Genomic DNA, 15,873 nt, shown 5'->3' with positions numbered 1-15,873 from the left:
ATGTCGAATAGTTCGCCGAACAGGGCGACACGCGGGGCACCAAGTGGACGGCCCGGCACATCGGGTGCTCCCGATGTGCCGGGCCGCGGGGCGGACCGGAGTACGGCTCAGCTCGTGCTGAACGAGATGGCCAGGTACTCCTTGCGGTCCGTGGACGAGCCGCTGGGGGCGTCGAACAGGTCGTCCGCGATGAACAGCCGGCCGTTGGTGTACACGATCTCGGCGGAGTCCAGCACGAAGGACGACTCCGCGTCCCGGACGGACTTGTCGGACGGGTTCTCCAGCAGGACGGTCTGCTTGAACGTCGCGCCGTCGATGCTCACGACCTGCCCGCCCTTGTCGTACGGCGGCTTCTTGTAGGCGAGGATGTTGCCGCCGTCCATCCGCAGCGGGAACATCGAGTACCGGTCGCCCGCGTCGGCCTTGTCGGTGGTGGGCTTGCCGGTGGTGAGGTCGAAGGAGACGATCTCGTTGGTGTCGCCGTACTCGCCGCCGCCCTCGTGGTCCTCGGTCGGCAGGTAGAGCCGGTTGTTGCCGACGACCACCCGGTGGCAGACCTCCACACCGGTCGAGTCGCACTCGGCCGCGTACCGCTCGGCGTCGGCGGCGATCTTCACCTTGAGCTTGCCGGTCTTCTCGTCGATGGAGAAGAAGTCCGAGATGCCGGAGCCGTCGCCGGCGGTGTCGCCGACGTCGGCGGCGACCACCAGCGGCTTGGTGGAGACGATGCCCGCGTCCTCGACGCCGGCCGGCATCTTGAACGACGACAGGGGCGCGCCCGTCTTCGGGTCGAGGTTCTGGATGAGCAGGTACCCGTTGTCGATCGACCCGCACAGCCGGGCCGCGACCAGGGCCTCGCCGCCGCCGTAGCCGCGGTCCTCGCACTCCTCGGCGTCGACCTGCGGCTTCCACAGCTCCTTGCCGGTGGCCAGGTCCCAGGCAGCGCCGCCGTCCAGGCCGCCCGCCGCGACGGTGGTGGCACCGATGGTGACCTCGTCGAACCCGGCCTTCTCGTCACCGGAGTCGGGGCTGGTGACCGACTTGCGCCAGAGCAGCTTGCCGGTGGCCAGGTCGATGACGCCGACCTCGGTGCAGGGCTGGAAGTTCTTCGGCGGGACGCGCTTGGCGGCCTCGAAGACGATGGCGGTCTTGTTGTCCTTCACGTGCCGCGAGGCCGCGCAGACCTGGCCGGGCAGCGCGGTGGTCCACAGGGGCGTCCCCTTGGCGATGTCGTAGCCGACGACCGACTCGATGCCGGTCTTCACGTACGCCTTGTCGGTGGCCCAGGAACCGGCGACGTTGGTGATGTCGGTGACCTTCGGCAGCGGGAGCTGGAACGCCACCTTCGCCTTGGTGTTGCCCGGCGCCTTCTCCTTGCCGCTGCCGCCGGGGGCGCCGCCGGACCCCTTGCCGCCGGTGGTGTCACCGGTGCCCGTGGACCCCTTGGCCTCGTTGGCGGGGTCGTCCTTGGAGGAGGCGTACCAGATGCCGACGCCGACGATCAGGACCACGGCGACGACCGCCGCGATGATGATCTGCATCTGCGTGGACAGCTTGCGGCCCCCGCCGGCGCCCTGCTGCGGCGGCACCGGGTGCTGCATCGGGGCGGTGGGGTAGCCGTAGGCGGGCTGCTGGGGGTAGCCGGGGCCGGACTGCGGGGCCGGCGGGTACGGGCCGGGGGCCTGCGGGCCGGGCGCCTGCGGATAGCCGTAGCCGGGCGGCTGGGCGGGCGGGGGCGTCTGGGGCGGCTGCGGCGGCTGGCCCTGCGGGTAGCCGTACGCCGGGTCCTGCGGCGGCGGCGTCGGCGCGCCGAAGCCTTGCGGGGGAGGGTCCTGCGGGGCGCCGAATCCGCCCGAGGGCGGCTGGTTCGGCGGGGGTGGCGGCTGGGTCATGGGTTGAGCACCTCGGGAAGTGAAGGGTGTCGGTTCGGGGCGTGGGGCATCAGGACGCGATCACGGGCCGAAGGCCATGAGGACGTCACTCGTCCTCTCATGGGCGTCGTCGCCGACGAGGTTGGCGGACACCAGGAAGTAACGGCCGTCCTGGTACACGGCGTTCGGCTCGTCCAGTCGCAAGTGGGCCTTGGCACTGGACTCCGGCAGCCGCAGGAGCGGCCGGAACGCCGTCGCGCCCGGTCCGGCGGACGCGACCGCGCCCGCCCGGGCGGTTCCGGTGGGGGCGGGCAGGACCTCGACCAGCAGGTCGGGGCCGGACATCCGCAGCGGCATGACGAGCCGCCCGGGCGGGGCGGACACGCGGCGGACGACGGTGCCGGTGTCCAGGTCGAAGCCCACCACCTGGTTGCCGGCGCCGGGCCCGGTGCCGCTCGCCCGCGTCGCCATCCAGAAGACGCGGCCGTCGGTGACGGTCCGGCAGTTCTGGAGGCTGTTGGTGTCGCTGCTGTGCGACGTGCACCCCGGGGCGTACTGGTCCGGGCCCACGAGCGCGGACCGCCTGGCGCCCCTGTCGGTGAGCGCCAGGACGGCCCGCTTTTCGTTGGCCCGGTCGTACAGGGACACCACCAGCGGGCGGACGGAGTAGACGTGGTCGATGTGGTAGCCGCGCTTGATGTCGTACGTCCACCGCGCCCGGCCGGTGACCGGGTCGACCTCCTGGATCTGCTCGTGCGGTACGTCGGCCGTGCCGTCCTGGCACGACAGGGAGGCGATCAGGGCGGGCCCGCCGGCGAAGGCCTGGGCCGTGCACCGCCCGGGCGCCTGGCGGAAGAGCTGCCTGCCGTCACTGAGCCGGTAGGCGGTGGAGAAGCTGACCCGGCCCGCGGTGACCGTGTCGCCGGTGATCGCCAGGGAGTAGTCGGTGAAGGCGTCCCACGGCCCCTCCTGGGTGATCTTCTTCTGCCAGCCCTGCTTGCCGGTGCGCAGGTCGATCATCCGCAGGGAGCGGCACTCGCTCTTCGGCCCCGGCTCCAGCCGGGTCACCACGGCGATCCGGCCCTCGGCCGACGCCGTCGGTGTGGCCCGGCACAGGTCGCGGTCGAGGGGCAGGCTCCAGCGGAGCCGGCCGTCGCTCGTCCCGTACGCCGAGACCGTGCGGTGGGTGGCCGTGACGATCGTGTCGCCGACGGTCCACGGACCGAGGACCTCGACCAGCGCGTTGGGCAGGTCGGTGTCGTTCTTCCGCAGCCACAGCGCCTTGGCGTCGCCGGGCTTGCGGCCGGCGTTGATGCGCGCGGCCCCGGCGGTGTCCGGGCCGGCCGGCGGCGCGGCGGACGGACCGCCCGGGGAGGCCGGGGCGCTGTGCGCGGGTGCGCCGGCGGACGGCCCGTCGCCGTGACCGCCGCCGTCCCGGGTGGCGGCGTACCAGGTGCCGCCGCCGAGGACGGCCAGCGCCGCGGCGGCGGCGAGCAGGATCCTGCCGGTGCGGCGCCGCGGACGGGGCGGACCGGAAGGACCGGTGGGCGGACCGGTGGGCGGACCGGTGGGCGGACCGGACTGCGCCGGTGCGCCCCCGTGCGGGTTGAGCGTGCCGTACGGCCCGGCCGGACCGGGCGGCGGCGGAGTGTGCTGAGTCATCGAAGGTGCCCTGCCGTCACGTGCCGAAAGCCATCATGGTCGCCGCTTCCCGCTCCTGGTCGTCGCCGAAGCCGTCGACCCTGCCGGTGACGAGCAGGTAGCGCCCGTCGGCGTACAGCGGTTCGGGGTCGGAGAGCCGCCCCTCCTCCTGGGCGCGGCCGACCGGGGCGCGCATCAGGACCCGGGGCGTGGTGGCGCCCGGGGCGACGGACCCGACCAGGTGCGGGCCGTCGTCCAGCGGCGCTGCGTCGAACAGCAGGTCCCGGCCGGACATGCCCAGCGGGCGGGCGAGCGCCTTCGCGGGCGTGGCGATGCGGCGTACCGTTTTTCCGGTCGCGAGGTCGACGGCGACGATCGCGTTGCCCTCGCCCCCGTCCGCGCCGGGAGCCGTGGCCACGTAGAGCGTGTCGCCGTCCACCGCGGTCCGGCAGCTGAGCAGTTCGCTGTCGTCGGGGTCGCCGCAGTGCGCGTCGAACCCGGCCGCGCCGGCGAGCGCGGACCGCCGGGCGCCGCCGTCGGTGAGGGCGAACACACCGGTCGTCGCGCCCGCGTCGTCGCCCACGGCCACGACCAGGGGGGCGACCGAGTAGACGCCCTGGACGCGGGAGCCGGGCGGGAGGGGGTGCCGCCAGCGCACCGCGCCGGTGACCGGGTCGAGTTCCTGGACCTCCTCCCGTCCCCCGCCGCCGGGCCGGAGGCAGGAGGCCGCCGCGACGAGCTTCGGACCGCCGGCGAACGCGTAGGGCACGCACCCGGTGACCGGGGGCGAGCCGAACAGCCGCTTGCCGTCGGTGAGGCGGTACGCGCTGGAGGCGCCGAGTCGCCCGACGGCCACCGTGCCGCCGGTGAAGGCCAGCGAGTACGTCTCGCTGACGTCCGACCCGTTCTCCTTGGCGATCCGGGTCTCCCAGCCCGCCCGGCCGGTGTTCAGGTCGATCATGCGGAGCCGGCGGCAGTCGCCCTTCTTGCCGGGACCGTCCTTGGTGACGACGGCGATGCGCCGGTCGGCGGTCATGCGGGTCGAGGCGGAGCAGAGGTCGCCGTCGAGCGCCAGGCGCCACTTCTCCCGGCCGTCGGCGGCCGAATGGGCGGTGACGGTGCGGTACATGGCGGTGACGACGGTGTCGCCCACCTGCCAGGGGCCGTGGACGGCGACGCCCGTACCGGGGACGTCCACGGTGTTCCTGCGCAGGTACAGCAGCTTCGCCTCGTCCGCCGCGCGGGCGGCGTTGACGCGGTCGGCCACCGCCTGGTCCAGGCTCGGCGGGGCCGTCCGGCCGGCGCCGGGCAGCGGCCGGCCGGACGGCGGGGCGGAGCCGCCGGCCGCGGGGCTCCCGCCGTCGCGGTCGCCACCGGTGCCGGCGTACCACCAGGCCCCGCCGCCACCGAGGACGACCAGGGCCACCACGGCGGCGAGCAGGGCCCGGCCGCCGCTCCGGCGGGGCGGGGACGGCGGACGGGGGGCGCCGCCGTGCGGGTTGAGCGAGTCGTACGGCCCGGGCGGGCCGTACGCGTCGTGGATCGGCTGACTCATCGGACGGGCCCTGTGCTCACTTGCCGAAGGCCATCATCGTCTTGGTCTGCTTCTCCTCGGTGTCGTTGCGGGCGCTGACGCGGCCGCTGGCGATGAAGAAGCGCCCGTCGGCGTAGGCGTACCGCGGCGAGTAGAAGTCGCTCTCGATCTCGGCCGTCGACGCCGGGTGCTGGAGCAGCACCTTCGGGGCGCCGCCGGTCGGGGCGAGGGTCGCGACGGCGCCGCCGCGGTCCCAGGAGCCCTCCATGTACAGCAGCACATTGGTGCCCTCCATGCGCAGCGGGGTCATCGTCCGCTGCGGCCCGGCCGGGGCGCGCCACTTGGCCTTGCCGGTGTCGAGGCTGAACGCCACGACCTCGTTGGTGCCGTTGGTGAGCTGGGTGGGCTCGGTGGCCATGTAGAAGGTGGCGGCGTCGGCGGCGACACCGACGCAGCCCTGGAGGTTCTCACCGAAGACGACGAAGGAGCCGCCGCACTTGGGGTTGAACTTGTCCTTGCCGCCGTCGAGCGTCGAGCGGAGCTTGCCCGCGTCGGTCAGCGCGATGATGCTCCACGTCTTCTTGTCCGGCTCCTCGATGGAGACGACCAGCGGGCTGACCGAGAAGACCTTGGTGACCTCCCAGTTGGCCGGCAGGCGGTACGTCCACCTCGGCTTGCCGGTCGCCGGGTCGACCTCGGCGACCTGGTGCTGGGTCGTCTTGTAGTCGCCCGTGCGGCACTGGGCGGCGGCGATGAGCTTGGGACCGCCCGCGAAGGCGAACGGCTTGCAGTCGGCGTCCGGCGTCCCGAACAGCTGCTTGCCGTCGGCGAGGGCGAAGCCGTGCGAGTTGCCGGTGCCGGCGGCCGTCACGGTGCCGCCGCTGATGGCGAGCGTCATGTCGGACAGCGCGTTGAAGCCGGTGCCCTGCGGGACGGGCTTCTTCCAGCCCGCCTTGCCGGTCCTGAGGTCGATCTGCTGGAGCACGGTGCAGTCGGCCTTCTCGCCGGCCTTGTCGTTGAGGCCGATGACGATCGTGCCGTTGTCGGCGGGGGCGACGGGGGCGGTGCACACCTCGGTGGTGAACGGCACCTCCCACTTCTTCTTGCCGTCGGCCGCCGAGTAGCCCACGACGCTCTTGTACATGGCCTTGACGATGGTGTCGCCGACGACCCACGGGCCGTACACGTCCGCGCCGTTGCGCGGCAGGTCGATGTCATTGGTCGCCAGCCACTCGACCTTCGCCTCGCCGTCCTTGCGGCCGGCGTTCAGGTCGTCGTTCGCCTCACGGTCGCCACCGGTGCCGTCGCCCTCGTCGACCTCGCCGGAGCCCGTGGGGGCCGGTGCGGCGCTGGAGCCCTTGGCGTCGGACTTCCCGGACTCGCTCCCGTCACCGCTGAGGGCGAGGTACGTGCCGCCGCCGACGACGAGCAGGGCGGCGACGGCCGCCGCGACGATGACGGCCGGCTTGCCCTTGAACGGCCCGCGCGGGCCGGCGGGCGGCGGGGTGGGCGCACCCGGGTACTGCGGCTGGGTGGGGTAGCCGCCGTAGGGGTTCGGCTGCTGGCCGTAGGGGCCGGGCTGCGCCGCGTACGGACCGGGCTGGCCGGGCGGGTTCTGCGGGTAGCCGGGCTGTCCGCCGGGCGCCTGCGGGTAGCCGTAGCCGGGCTGGGCCGGGGGCGCCTGCGGGTAGCCGTAGCCCGGGGCGGCGGCCGGCGGCGGGCCGGGCGGCATCTGGGGCGCGGCCGGCGGCGGGCCGGCGGGCGGCTGCGGGGCAGCGGCCGGCGGAGTGCCCTGACCGGGTGCGGCGGAAGGCGGCTGCGGGGCCTGGGGAGGCTGCTGGTGCGGGTCCTGCGGAGACCCGAAGCCCCCCTGCGGCGGTTGCTGGCTGGGCGGCTGAGTCATCAGCGCTTCCCCCTTCGTGCGGCCCGCTGCCCGACCGGCCTCCCCCGCGATTCCGGCGCGCACGTACCGCCGGAAAGGAGCGAATCGGACATGGATTCCGCAGTGTTGCGTGAGTCGAGCGGGGCTTCTTTCTATCACCCGGCACCGTTACGAAAGGGGCCGGTGCGCCCCTGTTCCCAAGGGAGGACCGGCCCGTGACGCCCTCGTTATCCGCTCTCCACGCCTTCTCTACGTACGCGTCGGGCTAGGCGTCCTCGGCGAGTTCCAGCCACCGCGTCTCCAAGTCCTCGCGCTGGGAGGCCAGTTCCCGCAGCTCCGCGTCGAGCTTCGCCACCTTCTCGAAGTCCGTGGCGTCGTCGGCGATCTGGGTGTGCAGCCGGGCCTCCTTCTCGGAGACCTTGTCGAGCTGGCGCTCGATCTTCTGCAGCTCCTTCTTCGCGGCCCGGGCGTCGCCCGCCGACTTCTCCCTGGCCGCGGCCGGGGCCGCGGCGGCCGGCGCCGGGGCGGCCGTCTCGATCATCCGCCGGCGTCGCTCCAGGTACTCGTCGATGCCGCGCGGCAGCATCCGCAGCGTCGCGTCGCCGAGCAGGGCGTACGTCTTGTCCGTCGTCCGCTCGATGAAGAACCGGTCGTGGGAGATGACCACCATCGACCCGGGCCAGCCGTCGAGGAGATCCTCCAGCTGCGTGAGGGTCTCGATGTCGAGGTCGTTGGTGGGCTCGTCCAGGAAGAGGACGTTGGGCTCGTCCATCAGCAGCCGCAGCAGCTGGAGCCGGCGGCGCTCACCGCCGGACAGGTCCCCGACGGGGGTCCACTGCTTCTCCTTGGTGAAGCCGAACTGCTCGCACAGCTGCCCCGCCGTCATCTCCCGGCCCTTGCCGAGGTCGACCCGGTCGCGGACCTGCTGGACGGCCTCCAGCACCCGCAGCGTCGCCGGGAGTTCGGCGACGTCCTGCGACAGGTAGGCCAGCCGCACCGTCTTGCCGACGACGATCCGCCCGCCCTCCGGCTGCTTCTCGCCCCGGGTGGTGGCGGCGTCCGCGAGGGCCCGCAGCAACGAGGTCTTGCCGGCGCCGTTGACGCCGACCAGGCCGATGCGGTCGCCGGGGCCGAGCTGCCAGGTCAGGTGCTTCAGCAGCACTTTCGGCCCGGCGGTGACGGTCACGTCCTCCAGGTCGAAGACGGTCCGGCCGAGCCGGGCGTTGGCGAACTTCATCAGCTCGCTGGTGTCGCGCGGCGGCGGCACGTCGGCGATCAGCTCGTTGGCGGCCTCGATGCGGTAGCGCGGCTTGGAGGTGCGGGCCGGGGCGCCCCGCCGCAGCCACGCCAGCTCCTTGCGCATCAGGTTCTGCCGCTTGACCTCCTCCGTGGCGGCGATGCGCTCGCGCTCGGCGCGGGCGAAGACGTAGTCGGAGTAGCCGCCCTCGTACTCGTGGACCGCGCCCCGCTGGACGTCCCACATGCGGGTGCAGACCTGGTCGAGGAACCAGCGGTCGTGCGTGACGCAGACGAGCGCGGAGCGCCGCTCCTGGAGGTGGCGGGCCAGCCAGGCGATGCCCTCCACGTCCAGGTGGTTGGTCGGCTCGTCGAGGACGATCAGGTCCTGCTCGGCGATCAGCAGCTTCGCGAGCGCGATGCGGCGCCGCTCACCACCGGACAGCGGGCCGATCACGGTGTCGAGGCCCTGCGGGAAGCCCGGCAGGTCGAGCCCGCCGAACAGCCCGGTCAGCACGTCCCGGATCTTGGCGCTGCCGGCCCACTCGTGGTCCGCGAGGTCCCCGATGACCTCGTGCCGCACCGTGGCGGCCGGGTCGAGCGAGTCGTGCTGCGTCAGCACCCCGGTGCGCAGCCCGCCGCTGTGGGTGACCCGCCCGGTGTCGGCCTCCTCCAGCTTGGCGATCATCCGGATGAGGGTGGTCTTGCCGTCCCCGTTGCGGCCGACGACACCGATCCGGTCCCCCTCCGAGACGCCGAGGGAAACACCGTCCAGCAGGGCACGGGTGCCGTACACCTTGCTGACTGCCTCGACATTGACGAGGTTGACTGCCATTTCACTCCTGTACGGGGGGACGGGCCGACCTACCAGGGTAGTCGCCGGCGGGGGTGCGGTAGCGTGCGGCGTTCGAACGGGCTCAGGGGCGGGGTTGTCATGAGGCGGTACGGGAAGCTGCGGGGCGCTGTCGTGGTGGCGGCGGCCGGGATGGCGCTCACGGCGTGCGCGGCCGAGGTGCCCGAGGCGAAGCCCTCCGTCAAGGCGCCCGGGGCGACCGCCGCGACGGGGAGCGGCCCCGGACCGGCGAAGGGCGTCACGATCGGCGGCAAGGGCGCGCCGTGCCCGCTGCCCGTGACGTTCGAGACGGAGCCGGAGTGGACCGCCGAGCAGGTGACGGTCTCCGAGGACCCCGACTTCGCCGCCCTGGCGCGGCAGGGCACGGTCACCCTCTCGTGCGAGGTCGACGCCAAGCCGGCCGGGCACATCGGGTTCCTCCGCGTCTGGACGGGCGACGCACCCGGGGCGGCGCCGCGCGAGGTGCTGGAGGCGTACGTCGGCGCCGAGAAGGGCGCCTCCAAGGCCGCGTACGCGCAGACCCGCGCGGGCGCCCTGCCGGCCGCCGAGGTGACGTTCACGGTGAGCGGCGAGTTCACCGACGGGCCCAAGCCCGAGCGGGCCTTCGCCGTCGCCACGCCGCGGGGCGCCGTCGTGGTGCACCTGGGCGGGCTGGACGCCGGGGAGCACCGGGCGATGCTCCCCGCCTACGAGCGGGCGAAGCGGACCATCGCGCTCGCGGGCTGATCAGGCACGGCCAGCCCGCTCCACCAGGAGCCAGCCCGCCAGGGCCGTGACGACCGCCGCCGGGGCGGTGACGGGGACGGCGACCAGCACGGCCGAGCGCCCCTCCAGCAGGCCGCCGAATCCCACCATCGACAGGCCGAGGACACCGAACAGGCACAGCGTGATGCCGAGCGCCGCGACGGGACCGGAGCCCCCCGCGCCGCGCACCGCCGCACCCGCGCCGCCCGCCCCGGCGCCCGGCACCGCCCGCCGCGCCGGCGGCCGCTCCACGGCGCGGAACGCGGCGACCAGCAGGCCGGTCACCGCCGCCGCGACCGCCAGCCGCACCGGCACCTGCGCCCACCACGCGCCCGACGCCGGCTCCGGCAGGGGCACGTCCAGCGCGAGCATCGCGCCGTACACGCCGAGCATCGCCGTCAGGTGCCACAGGAACGCCGTCATGGCGACGCCGTTCGCCGCGACGACCGCCCGCCACACGGCGGGGCGCCGGGCCAGCCGGCCGCCCGGCCCCCGCAGCAGCTCGACCGCGCCGACCAGCCACAGGGCGTGGCACAGCAGCGCGAAGGTGGGCGGCGCCATGTTGGAGACCTTCTCGCCCGGCATGCCGACCATGGACAGCGGGTACGGGCCGAGGGCCACCAGCGCGGCCGCCCCCGCCAGACCGCACACCGCCAGGGCCGCGGGCGCCCGGACGCGGCCGTCCGCCCGCAGGAAGCCCAGCTGGTGCACGGCCAGCCACACGAAGGCGAAGTTCAGGAACTCGACGTACGGCACCCCGGCCGCGAACCGCAGCGCGTCCACCAGGGCCGCGCCCCCGGCCAGCGCGGCGAAGGCGCCCCATCCGTACCGCTCGTGCAGCTTCAGCAGCGGCGGGGTGAAGGCCACCATGGCCAGGTAGATGCCGATGAACCACAGCGGCTGGGCGACCAGGCGCAGGGCGACGCCGGTCAGGCCGCCGTCACCGCCGAGGAGTTGGACGACGAGCGCGGCGGCCGTCCACACCCCGATGAACACCATTGTGGGGCGGAGCAGGCGTTGCAGCCGGGTGCGCAGGAAGGCCGCGTAGCCGGGGCGGGAGCGGTAGGACAGGGCGTGCGAGAAGCCGCCGACGAAGAAGAACACCGGCATGATCTGGAGCACCCAGGTCAGGACCTGGAGCTGCGGGACGACGGCCAGCAGGTTGCCGACGGAGCCGTCGGCGGTGACGGCGGCCATCAGCCAGTGCCCGAGCACCACGGTGGCCAGGGACGCGACCCGCAGCAGGTCGATGTACCGGTCGCGGGTGTCGGGGGTGCGGGCGGCGAGCTCGGAGACGCTGATTGCCATGCCGGTACGGTCCCGGACGGGACCGTACCGGCGTCAGCGCTCTCGTACTCAGGTGCGGATCTGAGTAGCCCCCGCGGCGGGGGAGGTCGCCACCCGGGCCGTGCGGCAGGTGCCGGAGGCGAGCAGGGCGTCGGCGACCGTTCGGGCCGCCTCCTCGTCCTTGACCAGGAACGCGGTGGTCGGGCCCGAGCCGGAGACCAGGCCGGCGAGGGCGCCCGCGGCGGTGCCGGCGGCCAGCGTGCCGGCGAGGGACGGGCGCAGCGAGAGGGCGGCGGGCTGGAGGTCGTTGACGAGGGCGCCCGCCAGCAGCGCGGTGTCACCGGTGCGCAGCGCCTCCAGCAGGGCGGGCGAGGCGGCCGGGGCGGGGACGTCCGTACCGGCCGCGAGCCGGTCGAACTCGCCGTACACCGCGGGGGTCGACAGGCCGCCGTCCGCGACGGCGAACACCCAGTGGAAGGTGCCGCCGACCTCCAGCGGCGTCAGCCGCTCACCGCGGCCGGTGCCGAGGGCCGCCCCGCCGACGAGGCTGAACGGCACGTCGCTGCCCAGCTCGGCGCAGATGTCGAGCAGTTCCTCCCGGGAGGCGCCGGTGCCCCACAGGGCGTCGCAGGCGAGGAGGGCGCCCGCGCCGTCCGCGCTGCCGCCCGCCATGCCGCCGGCGACCGGGATGTCCTTGGCGATGTGGAGGTGGACGTCCGGGGAGACGCCGTACCGGCCGGCGAGGGCGGTCGCCGCGCGGGCGGCGAGGTTCGTGGCGTCCAGCGGCACCTGGCCGGCGTCGGGGCCCGAGCAGGTGATCCGCAGCCCGTCCGCCGGGGTGGCGGTCACCTCGTCGTACAGCGAGACGGCGAGGAAGACGTTGGCCAGGTCGTGGAAGCCGTCCGGGCGGGCGGCGCCGACCGCCAGCTGGACGTTGACCTTCGCCGGGACTCGTACGGTGATGCTCTCGGTCACGCTGACTTGGCCTCCGCGATGCGTGCGAACTCTTCCACGGTGAGGGACTCGCCCCGCGCCTGCGGGGAGACGCCGGCGGCGACCAGCGCGGCCTCGGCGGCGGCCGGGGAGCCGGCCCAGCCGGCCAGCGCGGCGCGCAGCGTCTTGCGGCGCTGGGCGAAGGCGGCGTCGACGACGGCGAAGACCTCCCGCTTCGACGCCGTGGTGTCCACCGGCTCGGAGCGCCGGACGAGGGACACCAGGCCGGAGTCGACGTTGGGGGCGGGCCAGAAGACGTTGCGGCCGATGGCGCCGGCGCGCTTGACCTCGGCGTACCAGTTGGCCTTGACCGACGGCACGCCGTACACCTTGTTGCCGGGCCGGGCCGCGAGCCGGTCGGCGACCTCGGCCTGCACCATGACGAGCGTGCGCTCGATGGTCGGGAAGCGGTCGAGCATGTGCAGCAGCACGGGCACGGCGACGTTGTACGGGAGGTTGGCGACGAGCGCGGTCGGCGGCGGGCCGGGCAGCTCCTCCACGTGCATGGCGTCGGAGTGGACGAGCGCGAAGCGGTCCTTCTTCGCCGGCATGCGGGCGGCGATCGTGGCGGGCAGGGCGCCCGCCAGGACGTCATCGATCTCGACGGCGGTCACCCGGTCCGCGGCCTCCAGCAGCGCCAGGGTCAGCGACCCGAGCCCGGGCCCGACCTCCACGACGACGTCGTCGGGGCGGACCTCCGCGGTGCGGACGATGCGCCGGACGGTGTTGGCGTCGATGACGAAGTTCTGGCCGCGCTGCTTGGTGGGGCGTACGCCCAGCGCGGCGGCCAGTTCACGGATGTCGGCGGGGCCGAGGAGGGCGTCGGGGTCAGTGGTGCTCACCGATACAGCCTACGGCCGCAGTGCGGCCACGGGCTCGCCCCCCGTTGCACGTAGAGCTTCTTCGCCCGGTATGTCTGTTCGGCGGCGGAGGCGTCCTGGGCGACGCCGGTGCCGCCGAGGGAGCGCCAGGTGCCGGGGTCGAACTGGTAGAGCCCGCCGTAGGTGCCGGAGGAGTCCACGGCGTCGGGCCGGCCGCCGGACTCGCACTGGGCGAGGGCCTCCCAGTCCAGGTCGTCGGCGCCGTCGACGGAGGCGGGCATCGGTCTGGTGCCGACCAGCACCCGCCGGTCCACGGGCTCCCGCACGATCTCGTCGCCGATCTTGCGGGGCCTCTGCTGGACGCCGTTGACCATGCGCAGGGAGTACGTGACGCGGCGGGAACCCGGCCGCCCCTGGCGTTCGACGATCTCGGTGCCCTTGTAGAGGGTCGGGTCGTCGACCCGTTCGACCCCGTAGGGGATGGGTTCCTCGCGGACCTCCCGGGTGTCGGTGATCCGCATGATGGTGATGGTCTGCCCGTCGCGCGGGAAGCTGCCGGGCGGTACGGAGGTGGTGTCCCGGCCGCTGAGGGTGATGCCCGCCTGGTCCACCGCCTCGCGGACGGTGGCGGCGTTGGTGCGGATGGTGCGTTCCCGGCCGTCGGCCATGAAGGTCACGGTGCGTTCGGTGCGTACGTCGAGGGCGAGGCCGCCGCGGGAGATGGCGGCGGAGCGGGACACGGAGAGGTGGGCCCCCTCGGCGCGGACCCCGAGGGCGCGCAGCGCCTCGTCGACGGTGCGGGCGGTGGTCCAGACGCGGCGGCGCTGCCCGTCGAGGGTGAGGGTGACGGGGCGGCCGTAGCGCAGGACGACCTCGTCGCCGCTGGCGAGGGCCTGGCCGGGGGCGGGGGCGACGAGGTCGTGCGCGCCGACGGCGAGTCCCTCGTCGGCGAGGAGTTCGGAGACGTCGTCGGCGAAGGTGTGCAGGGTGCGCGGTACGCCGTCGACGCTGAGCCGCACGGCCTTGTCGTCGGCGACGAACGCGCTGGTGCCGCCGGCGAGGAAGGCCACGACGAGGGCCTGGGGGACGAGCCGCCGCAGTCCCTCGGGGCCGGCGGGCCCGGCTGCCCGGCGGCGGCGGGCGGCCCGGCGGGCCTGGGCGCGGCCGCCGGTGGGCACCGCGGTGAGGGTGGGCGCCTCGTGGTCGACGCCGGCCGGGGCGGCGATGGCGGTGGCCGTGGCGGCGCCGGCGGTGGCGGTGACGGCACCGGCCGCCGGGCCGGCCGGGTGGCCCGGCGCGGTCCCGGCCGGGGCGCCGGCCGCCGGCCGGCGGGGCACGGCCCGGTACACGGCGACCGGCGCGGGGCCGGGCGGGGGCGCGGGGCTCGGCAGGGTGACGTCCCACTCCGTGTACCCCGCGCCGGCGACCGGGCCGGGCGCGGGCGCCACGGCGGTGCGGCGTCCGCCCCGGGTGGCGGCACGGTGACTGCCCTGGGAGTTGCTCACGAGGCCGGGACCCTAGCGGAGGGCCGGTCACTCTCCAAAGCGACTCGACTACGCAGTGTCGCGTCGCTACCCTGGGCGGCCGGTGCCCGTTATCGGTCAGTAATCAAAGGCGCGCGCCGTGTTGACGGCGATCGCGGTCGACATGGCCTCCTCGTCGATCCCCCGCACCCGGGCCATCGCCCGGACCGTGATCGGAACGAGATACGGGGCGTTGGGCCGTCCGCGGTACGGCACGGGCGTCAGGAACGGCGCGTCCGTCTCGACCAGGACGAGGTCCAGCGGGGCGACGGCGAGCGCGTCGCGCAGCGGCTGGGCGTTCTTGAAGGTGACGTTCCCGGCGAAGGACATGTGGTACCCGGCGTCGGCGCAGATCCGCGCCATCCCGGCGTCGCCGGAGTAGCAGTGGAAGACGGTCCGCTCGGGGGCGCCCTCCTCGGCGAGGATGCGCAGGACGTCGTCGTGGGCCTCGCGGTCGTGGATGACGAGCGCCTTGCCGTGCCGCTTGGCGATCTCGATGTGGGCGCGGAAGGACCGCTCCTGGGCGGCGATGCCCTCCGGGCCGGTGCGGAAGAAGTCGAGGCCGGTCTCGCCGACCGCCTTGACCTCCGGCAGGGCGGCGAGCCGGTCGATCTCGGCGAGCGCGTCGTCGAGCGCCGCGTCGCCGCCCGCCTCGCGGGCACCCTGCCGCGACCAGCCGTCGGGGTCTCCCAGCACGATCCGCGGGGCCTCGTTGGGGTGCAGGGCGACCGCCGCGTGCACCTGCGGGTGCGCGGCGGCGGTCTCGGCGGCCCAGCGGGAGCCCTTGAGGTCGCAGCCCACCTGGACCACCGTGTCGACCCCGGCGGCGGCGGCCTTGGCGAGGGCCTCCTCGACGGTGCCGGACTGCATGTCCAGGTGGGTGTGGGAATCGGCGACCGGCACTCCGAGGGGTTCGGGCAGCGGCGGCGGAGCGTCCTTGGAACTCATGCCCCGATCGTACGGAAGGGGCCGGGCGCTACTTGCGGTGGAAGGCGTGCATCAGGTCGGACAGGTGCCAGTGGTGCGGCTCCTTGGCCGGTGGCGCCTGCGTGGCGCCGGCCGCGGACCGCTCCTGCCCGGCGGACGGCCCGGCGGACCCGACGGAGCCCTTCGAGGGCTCGGCCTGGTACCGGGCGAGCAGGTCGAGCACGGAGGACACCTGGCCGGCCCGCATGATCCGCACGCGGTGCCGCCCGCAGTTCAGGCAGGTCGGGTCCGAGAGCGGTGACGGCACCCGGCGGCCGTCGGCCTTGTAGACGATGAACGCGTGGCCGCTGATGTCGGTGTGGTGCTCGATGTCGTACGCCTGCTCCCAGCCGTACCCGCAGTTCATGCAGGCGAAGGCATATGCCTCATGGCCGACCGGGGTGCTCGTGGTCTCGCTCATGCCGGCTCCTTTCCACCGCACCGGTGGACGCCCTCACGGGCGGGAGTGCGCAGGCGCCTGCCGAAAGAGGGACCGGTCCTGACGCTTCCCCGACCCGGAGG

12 protein-coding genes are annotated in these 15,873 nt (G+C 74.4%); 1 reads left to right on the top strand and 11 read right to left on the bottom strand.

What is annotated here, in order from left to right; translation table 11 throughout:
• Window positions 1-107 precede the first annotated feature (107 nt).
• From A4V12_RS33295 to A4V12_RS33275, 5 genes are all read right to left on the bottom strand, one after another.
• Window positions 108-1,892 (bottom strand): PQQ-binding-like beta-propeller repeat protein, encoded by a 1,785-nt coding sequence (locus tag A4V12_RS33295; protein WP_064073232.1) that lies wholly within the window; start codon window positions 1,890-1,892, stop codon window positions 108-110.
• 60 nt (window positions 1,893-1,952) lie between these two features.
• On the bottom strand, window positions 1,953-3,533 hold the full coding sequence (locus tag A4V12_RS33290; protein WP_064073231.1) for a PQQ-binding-like beta-propeller repeat protein: 1,581 nt from the start codon (window positions 3,531-3,533) through the stop codon (window positions 1,953-1,955).
• 16 nt (window positions 3,534-3,549) lie between these two features.
• Window positions 3,550-5,067, bottom strand: a complete 1,518-nt coding sequence (locus tag A4V12_RS33285; protein WP_064073230.1) for a PQQ-binding-like beta-propeller repeat protein — start codon at window positions 5,065-5,067, stop codon at window positions 3,550-3,552.
• A 16-nt stretch (window positions 5,068-5,083) separates the two neighbouring features.
• Entirely contained in the window at window positions 5,084-6,949 is a 1,866-nt protein-coding gene (locus A4V12_RS33280; protein WP_064073229.1) for a PQQ-binding-like beta-propeller repeat protein, read from the bottom strand.
• 244 nt (window positions 6,950-7,193) lie between these two features.
• Window positions 7,194-8,999 carry an ABC-F family ATP-binding cassette domain-containing protein gene (locus A4V12_RS33275; RefSeq protein ID WP_064073228.1) on the bottom strand — a complete coding sequence of 602 codons (1,806 nt, stop codon included), beginning with the start codon at window positions 8,997-8,999 and terminating at the stop codon, window positions 7,194-7,196.
• 99 nt (window positions 9,000-9,098) lie between these two features.
• On the opposite strand from A4V12_RS33275, the gene A4V12_RS33270 reads away from it, so the two are divergent.
• Window positions 9,099-9,743 carry a lipoprotein gene (locus A4V12_RS33270; protein ID WP_064073227.1) on the top strand — a complete coding sequence of 215 codons (645 nt, stop codon included), beginning with the start codon at window positions 9,099-9,101 and terminating at the stop codon, window positions 9,741-9,743.
• Here A4V12_RS33270 and A4V12_RS33265 read toward each other — a convergent pair whose 3' ends face one another.
• The 6 genes from A4V12_RS33265 to A4V12_RS33240 all read right to left on the bottom strand — a co-directional run bounded on the left by A4V12_RS33265 (window position 9,744) and on the right by A4V12_RS33240 (window position 15,772).
• The gene (locus tag A4V12_RS33265; protein WP_064073226.1) at window positions 9,744-11,069 is read right to left on the bottom strand and encodes an acyltransferase family protein; all 1,326 of its coding nucleotides are present in this window, start codon (window positions 11,067-11,069) and stop codon (window positions 9,744-9,746) included.
• 48 nt (window positions 11,070-11,117) lie between these two features.
• The gene (locus A4V12_RS33260) at window positions 11,118-12,023 is read right to left on the bottom strand and encodes a 4-(cytidine 5'-diphospho)-2-C-methyl-D-erythritol kinase (protein WP_064073225.1); all 906 of its coding nucleotides are present in this window, start codon (window positions 12,021-12,023) and stop codon (window positions 11,118-11,120) included.
• Window positions 12,020-12,883, bottom strand: coding sequence for a 16S rRNA (adenine(1518)-N(6)/adenine(1519)-N(6))-dimethyltransferase RsmA (rsmA, locus tag A4V12_RS33255; RefSeq protein WP_064073224.1), 864 nt, complete (start codon window positions 12,881-12,883; stop codon window positions 12,020-12,022). The genes A4V12_RS33260 and rsmA overlap by 4 nt, the downstream gene beginning before the upstream one ends.
• Window positions 12,880-14,367, bottom strand: coding sequence for a ubiquitin-like domain-containing protein (locus A4V12_RS33250; protein WP_350498037.1), 1,488 nt, complete (start codon window positions 14,365-14,367; stop codon window positions 12,880-12,882). The genes rsmA and A4V12_RS33250 overlap by 4 nt, the downstream gene beginning before the upstream one ends.
• Window positions 14,368-14,463: 96 nt before the next feature.
• Window positions 14,464-15,333: a TatD family hydrolase gene (locus tag A4V12_RS33245; protein ID WP_064073223.1), complete on the bottom strand. Its 870-nt coding sequence runs from the start codon at window positions 15,331-15,333 to the stop codon at window positions 14,464-14,466.
• Window positions 15,334-15,361: 28 nt separating this feature from the next.
• On the bottom strand, window positions 15,362-15,772 hold the full coding sequence (locus A4V12_RS33240; RefSeq protein WP_064073222.1) for a hypothetical protein: 411 nt from the start codon (window positions 15,770-15,772) through the stop codon (window positions 15,362-15,364).
• Between the last annotated feature and the right edge of the window lie 101 nt (window positions 15,773-15,873).

The sequence above is a fragment of the Streptomyces noursei genome, assembly GCF_001646665.1.
Taxonomy (GTDB): Bacteria; Actinomycetota; Actinomycetes; order Streptomycetales; family Streptomycetaceae; genus Streptomyces; species Streptomyces lavendulocolor.
This window is presented reverse-complemented; position numbering and strand designations above follow the sequence as displayed.

Excerpts from the sequence above, each read along its gene's own strand:
- A4V12_RS33295 (WP_064073232.1), bottom strand. The coding sequence starts at position 1,892 with ATGACCCAGCCGCCACCCCCGCCGAACCAGCCGCCCTCGGGCGGATTC.
- A4V12_RS33290 (WP_064073231.1), bottom strand. The coding sequence starts at position 3,533 with ATGACTCAGCACACTCCGCCGCCGCCCGGTCCGGCCGGGCCGTACGGC.
- A4V12_RS33285 (WP_064073230.1), bottom strand. The coding sequence starts at position 5,067 with ATGAGTCAGCCGATCCACGACGCGTACGGCCCGCCCGGGCCGTACGAC.
- A4V12_RS33280 (WP_064073229.1), bottom strand. The coding sequence starts at position 6,949 with ATGACTCAGCCGCCCAGCCAGCAACCGCCGCAGGGGGGCTTCGGGTCT.
- A4V12_RS33275 (WP_064073228.1), bottom strand. The coding sequence starts at position 8,999 with ATGGCAGTCAACCTCGTCAATGTCGAGGCAGTCAGCAAGGTGTACGGC.
- A4V12_RS33270 (WP_064073227.1), top strand. The coding sequence starts at position 9,099 with ATGAGGCGGTACGGGAAGCTGCGGGGCGCTGTCGTGGTGGCGGCGGCC.
- A4V12_RS33265 (WP_064073226.1), bottom strand. The coding sequence starts at position 11,069 with ATGGCAATCAGCGTCTCCGAGCTCGCCGCCCGCACCCCCGACACCCGC.
- A4V12_RS33245 (WP_064073223.1), bottom strand. The coding sequence starts at position 15,333 with ATGAGTTCCAAGGACGCTCCGCCGCCGCTGCCCGAACCCCTCGGAGTG.
- A4V12_RS33240 (WP_064073222.1), bottom strand. The coding sequence starts at position 15,772 with ATGAGCGAGACCACGAGCACCCCGGTCGGCCATGAGGCATATGCCTTC.